This window comes from Roseiarcus sp., assembly GCF_049514155.1.
Taxonomy (GTDB): domain Bacteria; phylum Pseudomonadota; class Alphaproteobacteria; order Rhizobiales; family Beijerinckiaceae; genus Roseiarcus.
Window position 1 is genome coordinate 23661 of sequence record NZ_JBEKVH010000049.1, and the last position, 10522, is coordinate 34182.

Below are 10522 nucleotides of genomic sequence, written 5' to 3' on the forward strand. Positions count from 1 at the left end.
CGGCGGGCGCAGGCCTTCCCTCCGGCGCAAGCGGCGGAGAAATTCCACGCACCACATTGAAACGATTGCATCTCGCCGGAAAATGGCGCCGGAGGCCGAAGAGGCGTTGGACGCGCCGCCTACAGCACCCTCAGCTTCACCTTGTCCGGCTTGCCGATCGTCAGGCGGTTGCGCAGCGGCAGGCCGAAGGGTTCGGATTCGATCTCGAACACGTCGCCCTTCTCGGCGCGGAAGCCGTCGGAAAACGACAGGGTGGCCGCGCCGAAGAAATGGACGTGGACGTCGCCGGGCTGGCGGAACAGCGCGTACTTGAAATGGTGCGCCTCGAGATTGGCGATCGCGTGCGACATGTTGTGCTCGCCCGAGGCGAACGGCTTTTCCCACACGACCGCCTTGCCGCGGCGGATGCGCGAGGCGCCGCGCACGTCGGCGGGCAAGTCGCCGACCAGCAGCTCGGGGCCGACGCTCGTCGGCCTCAGCTTCGAATGGGCGAGGTAGAGATAGTTCTGCCGCTCCATGACGTGGTCGGAGAACTCGTTGCCGAGCGCGAAGCCGAGGCGAACCGGCTGGCCGTCGTCGTCGATGAGATAGAGGCCGACGATCTCCGGCTCCTCGCCGCCGTCGAGCGCGAAGCTCGGGCTGACGAGGTCGCCGCCCGGAGCGACGAGCGTCGAGCCGTCGCCCTTGTAGAACCACTCCGGTTGCACGCCGAGCGCGCCCGGCGCCGGCTTGCCGCCCTCAAGGCCAAGCTTGAACATCTTCATCGAGTCGGTCAGCGTCGTCGCGTCGGCGAGCGCGCGGTGCATCTTGTCGCGCCCCTCGGCCGAGCCGAGATGGGTGAGGCCGGTGCCGGTGACGTGGATATGCGCCGGGTCGTCGTGGTCGAGCGGGATCAGCACCCGCTTCTCTTTCAGCGCCGCGGCGAGATTGACCGGCTTGCCGATGCCGCGATCGGCGATGATCTTGCGCAACGGCGCGCCTTCGCCGAGGGCTTCCGTCGCGAGGTCGCGCATCGTCCGCAGGCCTTTGACCAGGCGGCTTTCGCCGCGCACGGTGACGACCAGCGCGCGCTTGTCGCTGTCGTCGACGATCTGGGTCAGTCTCATGTCTTCTTTCCCGGCGCAGCCGTTCTCGCCTCGATCAGCGGCAGGATGCGCGGATCGGCGAAATCGGCGACGGCGATTTCCGCGCCCGCCGCAAGCAGTCTATCCGCCGCGAGCGTCGTCGTCAGCCCGACGACCATAAGCCCGGCGCCCTTCGCCGCGCTGAGGCCCGAGAGCGAATCCTCGAACGCGATCGAGCGATCGGCCACGGCGCCGAGCCGCGCCAGCGCGGTCCGATAGGGCAAGGGATCGGGCTTGGCGCGCGCGAGCTCGGGGCCAAGCACGCGCGTCGGCAGGCGCGCGGCGAGGCCAAGCGCGCCGAGCACCGCCTCGACATTGGCGCGCGGCGCGTTGGTGACGACGGCGCAGCGCAGGCCTCGCGCCGCGGCGAAGTCGAGCAGCGCTTCGACGCCGGCGATCGGCTCGACCACGCCGAGGTCTCGGCGATAGCGCGCTTCCTTGGCCTCCAGCGTCGCCGCCTGCTCGGCTGCGCTCAGGTGCGGCAGGAAGGCGCGGCCGATCGCCGGATTGTCGGAGCCGTGGATGTGCGTTTCGTAGGTCTGCCTGTCGAGGGCGACGCCGTGCGCGGCGAAGACGCGCTGAAACGCGCGCAGATGCGCGGCGTCGCTGTCGACCAGCGTTCCGTCGAGATCGAAGAGCAGCGCCGCGGTCACGTCGGTCGCGTCACAGCACCGCGCCGATTTGCCATGGCACGAATTCGGCGTCGCCGTAGCCGAGCGCTTCCGACTTGCTGCGCTCGCCGGACGCCACCGCGAGGATCTTGTCGAAGATCTCCCGACCCTTCTGTTCGATCGTCACGCCGTCGAGCACGTCGCCGCAATTGATGTCCATGTCCTCTTCCATCCGGCGATACATGTCGCTGTTGGTGGCGAGCTTGATCGACGGCGTCGGCTTGCAGCCGAACGCCGAGCCGCGGCCGGTGGTGAAGGCGATGACGTTGGCGCCGCCCGCCACCTGGCCGGTCGCCGAGACCGGATCGTAGCCGGGCGTGTCCATGAAGACGAAGCCCTTGGCGGTCACCGGCTCGGCGTAGCGATAGACCGCGTTGAGGACCGTCGTGCCGCCTTTGGCCGCGGCGCCGAGCGACTTCTCGAGGATGGTCGTCAGCCCGCCCGCCTTGTTGCCGGGCGACGGATTGTTGTTGAGCTCGCCGCCGTTGCGCGCCGCATAGTCTTCCCACCAGTGGATGAGATCGACGATCTTTTGGCCGACCGCCGGCGTCGCCGCGCGGCGCGTCAGCAGATGCTCGGCGCCGTAGAGCTCCGAGGTCTCGGAGAGGATCGCCGTGCCGCCGTTGCCCACCAGGATGTCGACTGCGGCGCCGAGCGCCGGATTGGCGGTGATGCCGGAATAGCCGTCCGAGCCGCCGCATTGCAGCGCCAGCACCAGCTCGCTCGCCGGCAGGGTCTCGCGCTTTGCGGCGTTGAGGAGCGGCAGCATCGCCTTGACCCGCTCGACGCCCGCCTCGATCGACTTGCGGGTGCCGCCGGTCGCCTGGATCGTCAGGGTGTTGAAAAGGTCGCTCTCCTTCAGGCCGCGCTCGTCCTTCATCCGGCCGATCTGGAACACCTCGCAACCGAGCCCGATCATCACCACGCCGCCCATGTTGGGATTGGCGGCGTAGCCCCATTGGGTGCGCGCCAACACGTCGAAGCCTTCGCCCTTGCTCGCCATGCCGCAGCCGGCGCCGTGGACGAGGGCGATGACGCCGTCGACGTTGGGATAGTCGGCGAGCATGCCCGACTTCTCGACCTCGCGCGCAACGTAGCGCGCCACCGTCGCCGAGCAATTCACCGAGGTGAGGATGCCGAGATAGTTGCGCGAGCCCGCCTTGCCGCCGGCGCGACGGAAGCCCTGAAAGGTCGCTTGGCTTTCAACCGGCAAGATCGCCGCGGGCCGAGCGTCCTGGCAGAAGCCGTAGTCGCGGTCGAAATGGGTGACGGCGCAATTGTGGTCGTGCACCCATTGGCCCGGCGCGATCGCCGTCGAGGCGAAGCCGATGATCTGACCGAATTTGCGCACCGGCTCGCCGATCGCGATCGGCGCGGTGGCGAGCTTGTGGCCCCTGGGAACGCGCTCGACCGCGACCGGCGCGCCGACCGGCGCGTCGCCGGGACGGATTTCGTCGACGGCGACCATCACGTTGTCTTGCGCATGCAGGCGAAGGGCGCGCGGCGCGCTCATGAGATCCACATTCCTTGCTGGCCTTTCAGGCCGAAATCAGCTCGGGTCGCTCGCGTGCGAACGATTCGAATTGCCCAGTCGTCTCCATGAGATGTCGGTCCATCGTCACGCGCGCCGACTCGACGTCGCCCGCTTCGATCGCGGCGAAGATCGCCGAGTGCTCGGCGAGCGTTTGGCGAATGCGTCCCGGCGGCAGCATCAGCATACGCCTCACCCGCTCCAGATGCGCGCGCACGCCGTCGAGGATCTCGGCGCTGCGCCGCAAGCCGAGATGCGTCGTCAGCGCTTGATGGAAGCCGACGTCGTGCCCATAGAAACTCACCCGATCTCCCGCTTCCACCGCCTTGCGCTCGCGCGCGAGATTGTCCGCCAACGCCTCGAGCCCCTCGCGCGGCATGCGTCGCGCCGCCTCGGCGGCGATTTCGCTCTCGAGCGCGCGACGGATGAACATCCGCTCGCGCACATCGGCGGCCGAGATTCGCGCGACGAACGAGCCATGCTGCGGCTCGATCACCACCAGGTTCTCGAACGCGAGCCGGCTCACCGCCGCCGAGACCGGAAAGCGCGACACGCCGAGCCGTTCGCACAGCGCCGACTTGTCGATCAGCTCGCCGGGCTCGACTCTGCCCGCCAGAATCGCCTCCTTGAGCTCATCGTAAACCTGATCGGCCTTGCTGTTGACGCGCTCCCCCATGGCTTTTATCGACTCCGGGCCCCGCCGCGAGGCGCCTTCTTTTTGGGCTGGCATGCTAGAAGCTAGTGACGCCACGGCGCGCCGTCAATCGCTTGGCGTGAAAGCGATGGAAACACGATGCAGACTGTGGAATTGACCGCCGCGACGACGCTGCCAGCGGACGGCCTCGCCGGCGCGCTCGTCGGTCGGGTCTGGCGCCCCGACGTCGGCGGTCCGTCGGTCGTCGTCGCGCGCGACGGCGCGCTCGTCGACGTCACCGCCGCCTTCGCCACGACGCGCGATCTCATCGAATCGGCCGACCCAGCGTCCGCCGCGCGCGCGGCGGCGGGCGAGCGGCTCGGCGCGATCGACGAGGTTCTCGCCAATACGCCGCCGGACCGCCGCGATTTCCGCCGGCCGTGGCTGATCGCGCCGATCGACCTGCAGGCGATCAAGGCCGCCGGCGTCACCTTCGCTGCTTCGCTGATCGAGCGGGTGATCGAGGAAAGGGCGCGCGGCGAGCGCACCGCCGCCGAGGCGATCCGCGCCGACTTCGCCCGCCGCGTCGGCGCCGAGCTGGCTTCGATCAAGCCCGGCTCGCCGGCGGCGGAGCGGCTGAAGCAGGCGCTGGTCGAGACGGGCCTGTGGTCGCAATATCTCGAGGTCGGCATCGGCCCCGACGCCGAGATCTTCACCAAGAGCCAGCCGATGTCGGCGGTCGGGACCGGCGCCGACGCCGGCTTCCTCGCCGCTTCGGCCTGGAACAATCCCGAGCCCGAAATCGTCCTGGCGGTCAATTCGCGGGGCGCGATCGTCGGCGCGACGCTCGGCAACGACGTCAACCTGCGCGACTTCGAAGGCCGCTCGGCGCTGCTGCTCGGCAAGGCCAAGGACCAAAACGCGAGCTGCGCGATTGGCCCGTTCCTGCGGCTGTTCGACGCAACCTTCACGCTCGACGACGTGCGCCGCGCCGAAGTGGGCTTGAGAGTCGAAGGCGACGACGGCTTCGTACTCGAAGGCGGCTCGTCGATGGCCACGATCAGCCGCGACCCCGCCGAGCTGGTGCGCCAGCTCTTCGAGGCCGGGCGCCGATATCCCGACGGCGCCGCGCTTTTCCTCGGCACGATGTTCGCGCCGGTCGCCGACCGCGACGCGCCTGGCAAGGGCTTCGCCCACAAGCCAGGCGACGTCGTGGCCGTCAGCGCCGAAAAGCTCGGGCGGCTCACCAATCGCATGCGGCATAGCCACGACTGTCCGCCCTGGGACTTCGGCGCCGGCGCGCTGATGCGCAATCTGGCGCGGCGAGGCTTGATTTGAACCGGCGCAGCGGACAGCATCGCGCCCAACAGGATCCACAGGCAATGAGCGACATTCACAAGAACTACATCGGCGGCCAATGGACGGACGGCGAGGGCGTCTCGCGCAACATCAACCCGTCCGACACCGACGACGTGGTCGGACTCTACGCTCAGGCGAGCGCCGCCCAGCTCGACGCCGCCGTCGTCGCGGCGCGCGCCGCCTTCCCCGCATGGTCGCGCGCGACGCCGCTCGTCCGCCATGACGCGCTGATGCGCGTTTCGGCGGCGATCGCCGCCCAGCGCGACGCGCTCGGCGATCTGCTCGCGCGCGAAGAGGGCAAGACGCTGCCCGAAGCGCTGCTCGAGGCGACGCGATCGTCGCAGATCTTCGAATTCTTCGCCGGCGAGGCGTTGCGCGTTCCCGGCGACCGCTTCCCCAGCATTCGTCCCGGCGTCGAGGTCGAGGTGACGCGCGAGGGCGTCGGCGTCGTCGGAATCATCTCGCCGTGGAATTACCCGCTGCAGATCCCGGCGTGGAAGACCGCGCCGGCGCTCGCCTACGGCAACACGGTCGTGTTCAAGCCGGCCGATCTCGCCACCGCTTCGGCGCATGCGCTGGCCGAAATCATCGCCGGCGCCGGCCTGCCCGCCGGCGTCTTCAACCTCGTCATGGGCCGCGGCTCGGCGGTCGGCCAGGCGCTGCTCGACCATCCGAAGATCGACGCCGTCACCTTCACCGGCTCGGTCGAGACCGGGCGCAAGGTCGCGAGCGCCTGCGCGGCGCGGATGCGCAAGTTCCAGCTCGAGATGGGCGGCAAGAACCCGCTGATCGTGCTCGACGACGCCGACATGAAGACGGCGGTCGATTGCGCGGTCAACGGCGCCTTCTTCTCCACCGGCCAGCGCTGCACCGCCTCGTCGCGGCTGATCGTCACCGAAGGAATCTACCGCCGCTTCGCCGAGGCGATGGCCGAACGCATGCACGGCCTCGTCGTCGACGACGCGCGCAAGCCCGGCGTCGACCTCGGCCCGGCCATCGACCAGACCCAGCTCGACCAGGACTTCGCCTATGTGAAGATCGGCAAGGACGAGGGCGCCAACCTCAAGCTCGGCGGCGAGCGGCTGAACCGCGCCACGCCCGGCTACTACATGGCGCCGGCCCTGTTCGTCGACGCCGACAACGGGATGCGCATCGCGCGCGAGGAGATCTTCGGCCCGGTCGCGGCGATGATCCCGGCGCGCGACTACGAGCACGCGCTGGCGATCGCCAACGACACCCCATTCGGCCTATGCGGCGGAATCGTCACCGCCAGCCTGAAATTCGCGACCCATTTCAAGCGCAACGCCGAGGTCGGGATGGCGATGGTCAATCTGGCGACCGCCGGCGTCGATTTCCACGCGCCGTTCGGCGGCCGCAAGGGCTCGAGCCTCGGCTCGCGCGAGCAGGGCCGCTACGCGGTCGAATTCTATACGACGGTCAAGACCGCCTATTCGCCGGCGTGAGCGGGCGAACGGGCGCCGGGGGGAAACGCAACGATGATTCTGGTTTCGGGCGAAGCGCTGATCGATCTCATTCCGGTCGCCGACGAGGACGGCCGCTACGACGCGGTGCGCGGCGGCTCGCCCTATAACGTCGCGATCGGGCTGGCGCGGCTCGGCGCGCCGACGGCGTTCGTTTCGCGAATTTCCGCCGACGCCAACGGCGAGGGCCTCGCCACGGCGCTCGCCGCCGACGGCGTCGACTTGAGCCTCGCCGAGCGCGACAAACGGCCGACCACGCTCGCCTTCGTCATGCGCGGCACCGCCAAGACCGGCTCGCGCTATTCGTTCTATCTCGACGCCACCAGTTTCGACGGCGCGTGGCCGTTCCCGGCGAGCTGGCCGGCCAAGGCGCGTCATCTGCACGTCGGCTCGATCTCCGCCGTCGACCCACGTCACGGCGAGCGGGTGGTCGACGCGCTCGCCCGCGCCAAGGGCGCGCTGACGACGAGCTTCGACCCCAACATCCGCCCGCTGGTGACGCCGGACCGCGCCGGCGTCGTCGCCCTGGTCGAGCGGCAGGTGGCGCTGGCGTCGATCGCCAAGGCGAGCGACGAAGACCTCGAATGGCTCTATCCCGGCCGGCCGATCGAAGAGACGCTGAAGCTATGGTCGAAGTTTGGGCCGCGCTTCTGCGTCGCGACGCTGGGAGGGCGCGGCGCCTTCGCCTATATTGACGGCGAACGGCTGAGCGTCGCGCCGGCCAAGGTGGCGGTGGTCGACACCGTCGGCGCCGGCGACAGCTTCATGTCGGCGCTGCTGGCGGCGATGGACCGCGACGGCGCGCTGGGCGCGGGCGCGCCCGAGCCGAACCGCGAACGCCTCGCCGCCTGGCTCGCCTTCGCCGCCGCCGCCTCCGCTTTCACCTGCACCCGCAAAGGCTCCGACCCGCCGACCCGCGAAGAGATGGCGGCGCTCGGGTTCGCCTGAGCCCCCGCATCGAACCAAGGGCGTAGGGCGGGCGCGTTGCGCGGGCCCGGCCGGGCGGCTAAAAGGCGCTGGGCCCCGCGCAACCGGACATCCGACGATGGCTTCGAGCGATCCGACCTCGCCTTCACCTGCCGCCCGGCCGCTGTCTCCCCATCTCGGCATCTATCGCTTCACCCTGACGATGGCGATGTCGATCGCCCACCGCATCACCGGCGCCGGGCTCTACCTCGGCGCGCTGCTGCTCGCCTGGTTCCTGCTCGCCACCTCGATGGACGCGGCCGCCTTTGCCTATTTCTCCGGGTTCATCCAGTCGATCTTCGGCCGGCTGATCCTGTTCGGCTTCACCTGGGCGCTGTTCCAACACCTGCTCGGCGGCGTCCGGCACCTGATCATGGACGCCGGCTACGGCATGGACGATCCCGAGCGCGAGCAACTCGCGCAGGCGACGCTGATCGGCGGCCTCGTGCTGACGCTCGTCGTCTGGGCGCTCGCTTTCGCGGTGGGATGAGGGAGCGACGGCGATGAGCGAATCCGACAAGTCCATGCGCAGCGCGCTCAGCCGCGCCCGCTATCTCGGCTCGGCGCGCCGCGGTTCGCAGGACGCCTGGTTGATCCACGTGAGCGCGGCGGCGCTGATCGTCCTGGCGAGCGGCTTCGTGCTGATGCTGCTGACGTTGCTCGCCAAGGACTACAACGGCGTCCGCGCCGAGCTCGGTCATCCGTTGCCAGCCATCCTGACGCTGCTGTTCGCGCTGGTGGCGACGTTCCACATGCACCTCGGCATGCGCTCGATCATCCTCGACTACCTCCACGGTCATGCGCGCGAATGGGCGCTGATCGCCAACATCTGCTTCGCCGGCGCCGTCGCGCTCGCCTGCGCCTACGCCGTGCTGCGCATCGGCTTCGTCTGACATTGTCGAAAAAGGGCTCGAACCGAGATGGCTAACGGCTCCCAAGGCCCCAGCGCCGCCGCGCTCGGCGGCACGGCCTATCCGATCGCCGACCACACATTCGATGTCGTGGTCCTCGGCGCCGGCGGCGCGGGCTTACGCGCCAGCGTCGGCTGCGCCCAGGCGGGCCTGAAGACCGCCTGCATCAGCAAGGTGTTCCCGACCCGCTCGCACACCGTCGCGGCGCAGGGCGGCATTTCCGCCGCGCTCGGCAACATGGGGCCGGACGACTGGCGCTGGCACATGTACGACACCGTCAAGGGCTCCGACTGGCTCGGCGACCAGGACGCGATCGAGTACCTCTGCCGCAACGCGCCCGCCGCGGTCTACGAGCTCGACCACTGGGGCGTGCCGTTCTCGCGCACCGAGGAAGGCAAGATCTATCAGCGCCCGTTCGGCGGCATGACGACGGATTTCGGCAAGGGCACAGCGCAGCGCACCTGCGCCGCCGCCGACCGCACCGGCCACGCGATGCTGCACACGCTCTACGGCCAGGCGCTGAAGGCGAAGTGCGAATTTTTCATCGAATATTTCGCCATCGACCTCATCCGCGACGCCGAAGGCAGGGTGCGCGGCCTCGTCTGCCTGAAGATGGACGACGGCACGATCCACCGCTTCCGCGGCCAGACGACCATCCTCGCCACCGGCGGCTACGGCCGCACTTACTTCTCCGCGACCTCGGCCCACACCTGCACTGGCGACGGCAACGGCATGGCGTTGCGCGCCGGGATCGCGCTGCAGGACATGGAGTTCGTGCAGTTCCACCCGACCGGCATCTACGGCGCCGGCTGCCTGATCACCGAGGGCGCGCGCGGCGAAGGCGGCTATCTCGTCAATTCCGCCGGCGAGCGCTTCATGGAGCGCTATGCGCCCTCGGCCAAGGATCTCGCGTCGCGCGATGTCGTCAGCCGCGCGATGACGGTCGAGATCCGCGAGGGCCGCGGCGTCGGCAAGCTCAAAGACCATATCTACCTGCACCTCGATCATCTCGACCCGAAGGTGCTGCACGAACGGCTGCCCGGCATTTCCGACAGCGCGCGCATCTTCGCCGGCGTCGACGTGACCAAGGAGCCGATCCCGGTGCTGCCGACCGCGCATTACAACATGGGCGGCATTCCGACCAACTATCACGGCGAAGTGCTGACCAAGGTCGGCGCCGACCCCGATTCGGTCGTACCCGGCCTGATGGCGCTGGGCGAAGCGGCCTGCGTCTCGGTCCATGGCGCGAACCGGCTCGGCTCCAACTCGCTGATCGACCTCGTCGTGTTCGGCCGCGCCGCCGGCCTGCGCGCCGCCGAATCGTTGAAGGCGGGCGCGAGCCAGCCCGACCTGCCCAAGGACAGCGCCGACCGCGCGCTCTCCCGTCTCGACCGCTTCCGCCACGCCGGCGGCGACACGCCGACCGCCAAATTGCGCGACGCCATGCAGCGTGTGATGCAGAGCCATTGCGCGGTGTTCCGCACTGGCGACACGCTCGCCGAAGGCCAGCGGATGATCCTCGAGGCCTGGCGCGCCGGCGCTGACGCGCGCGTCACCGACCGCTCGCTGATCTGGAACTCCGACCTGATCGAGACGCTCGAATACGACAACCTGATCGTCCAGGCGGTGGTGACGATGGCGGGCGCGCTCAACCGCACCGAAAGCCGCGGCGCGCACGCGCGCGAGGACCATCCGACCCGCGACGACGCCAACTGGATGAAGCACACCTTGGCGTGGATCGACCCCGACAAATACGAAGTGCGGCTCGACGACCGTCCGGTGCACGCCTACACGATGTCGAACGACATCGCCTACATCGAGCCCAAGGCGCGCGTGTACTGAGGG

10 protein-coding genes are annotated in these 10522 nt (G+C 69.2%); 6 read left to right on the plus strand and 4 right to left on the minus strand.

What is annotated here, in order from left to right; all coding sequences use genetic code 11:
* Positions 1-119: 119 nt before the first annotated feature.
* The 4 genes from araD1 to ABSF49_RS09425 are packed head-to-tail and all read right to left on the minus strand — an operon-like array spanning position 120 to position 4002.
* Positions 120-1106: an AraD1 family protein gene (gene araD1 / locus ABSF49_RS09410; RefSeq protein WP_424112389.1), complete on the minus strand. Its 987-nt coding sequence runs from the start codon at positions 1104-1106 to the stop codon at positions 120-122.
* The gene (locus ABSF49_RS09415; protein ID WP_424112390.1) at positions 1103-1777 is read right to left on the minus strand and encodes an HAD family hydrolase; all 675 of its coding nucleotides are present in this window, start codon (positions 1775-1777) and stop codon (positions 1103-1105) included. Before ABSF49_RS09415 ends, araD1 begins: the two co-directional genes overlap by 4 nt.
* 10 nt (positions 1778-1787) lie before the next feature.
* Complete coding sequence (locus ABSF49_RS09420) at positions 1788-3308, minus strand: UxaA family hydrolase (RefSeq protein WP_424112391.1); 1521 nt, start codon at positions 3306-3308, stop codon at positions 1788-1790.
* A gap of 25 nt (positions 3309-3333) precedes the next feature.
* Positions 3334-4002 carry a GntR family transcriptional regulator gene (locus ABSF49_RS09425; protein ID WP_424112392.1) on the minus strand — a complete coding sequence of 223 codons (669 nt, stop codon included), beginning with the start codon at positions 4000-4002 and terminating at the stop codon, positions 3334-3336.
* Positions 4003-4119: 117 nt separating this feature from the next.
* Between ABSF49_RS09425 and ABSF49_RS09430 the strand changes: the two genes are divergently transcribed.
* The 6 genes from ABSF49_RS09430 (at position 4120) to sdhA (ending at position 10519) form a co-directional block, all read left to right on the plus strand.
* A complete protein-coding gene (locus ABSF49_RS09430; protein ID WP_424112393.1) occupies positions 4120-5298 on the plus strand; it encodes a fumarylacetoacetate hydrolase family protein in 1179 nt (392 codons plus the stop codon).
* A 44-nt stretch (positions 5299-5342) separates the two neighbouring features.
* A complete protein-coding gene (locus ABSF49_RS09435) occupies positions 5343-6782 on the plus strand; it encodes an aldehyde dehydrogenase family protein (protein WP_424112394.1) in 1440 nt (479 codons plus the stop codon).
* 33 nt (positions 6783-6815) lie between these two features.
* Positions 6816-7748, plus strand: coding sequence for a carbohydrate kinase family protein (locus ABSF49_RS09440; RefSeq protein WP_424112395.1), 933 nt, complete (start codon positions 6816-6818; stop codon positions 7746-7748).
* 97 nt (positions 7749-7845) lie between these two features.
* On the plus strand, positions 7846-8256 hold the full coding sequence (gene sdhC, locus ABSF49_RS09445; protein ID WP_424112396.1) for a succinate dehydrogenase, cytochrome b556 subunit: 411 nt from the start codon (positions 7846-7848) through the stop codon (positions 8254-8256).
* Between the two features lie 13 nt (positions 8257-8269).
* Entirely contained in the window at positions 8270-8659 is a 390-nt protein-coding gene (sdhD, locus tag ABSF49_RS09450) for a succinate dehydrogenase, hydrophobic membrane anchor protein (protein WP_424112397.1), read from the plus strand.
* 27 nt (positions 8660-8686) lie between these two features.
* The gene (sdhA, locus tag ABSF49_RS09455) at positions 8687-10519 is read left to right on the plus strand and encodes a succinate dehydrogenase flavoprotein subunit (RefSeq protein WP_424112398.1); all 1833 of its coding nucleotides are present in this window, start codon (positions 8687-8689) and stop codon (positions 10517-10519) included.
* Positions 10520-10522 lie beyond the last annotated feature (3 nt).

Bases quoted from the DNA above. Each gene is read 5' to 3' on its own strand.
- sdhC (WP_424112396.1), top strand. From the start codon at position 7,846: ATGGCTTCGAGCGATCCGACCTCGCCTTCACCTGCCGCCCGGCCGCTG.
- ABSF49_RS09440 (WP_424112395.1), top strand. From the start codon at position 6,816: ATGATTCTGGTTTCGGGCGAAGCGCTGATCGATCTCATTCCGGTCGCC.
- sdhA (WP_424112398.1), top strand. From the start codon at position 8,687: ATGGCTAACGGCTCCCAAGGCCCCAGCGCCGCCGCGCTCGGCGGCACG.
- araD1 (WP_424112389.1), bottom strand. From the start codon at position 1,106: ATGAGACTGACCCAGATCGTCGACGACAGCGACAAGCGCGCGCTGGTC.
- ABSF49_RS09425 (WP_424112392.1), bottom strand. From the start codon at position 4,002: ATGGGGGAGCGCGTCAACAGCAAGGCCGATCAGGTTTACGATGAGCTC.
- ABSF49_RS09420 (WP_424112391.1), bottom strand. From the start codon at position 3,308: ATGAGCGCGCCGCGCGCCCTTCGCCTGCATGCGCAAGACAACGTGATG.
- ABSF49_RS09435 (WP_424112394.1), top strand. From the start codon at position 5,343: ATGAGCGACATTCACAAGAACTACATCGGCGGCCAATGGACGGACGGC.
- ABSF49_RS09430 (WP_424112393.1), top strand. From the start codon at position 4,120: ATGCAGACTGTGGAATTGACCGCCGCGACGACGCTGCCAGCGGACGGC.
- sdhD (WP_424112397.1), top strand. From the start codon at position 8,270: ATGAGCGAATCCGACAAGTCCATGCGCAGCGCGCTCAGCCGCGCCCGC.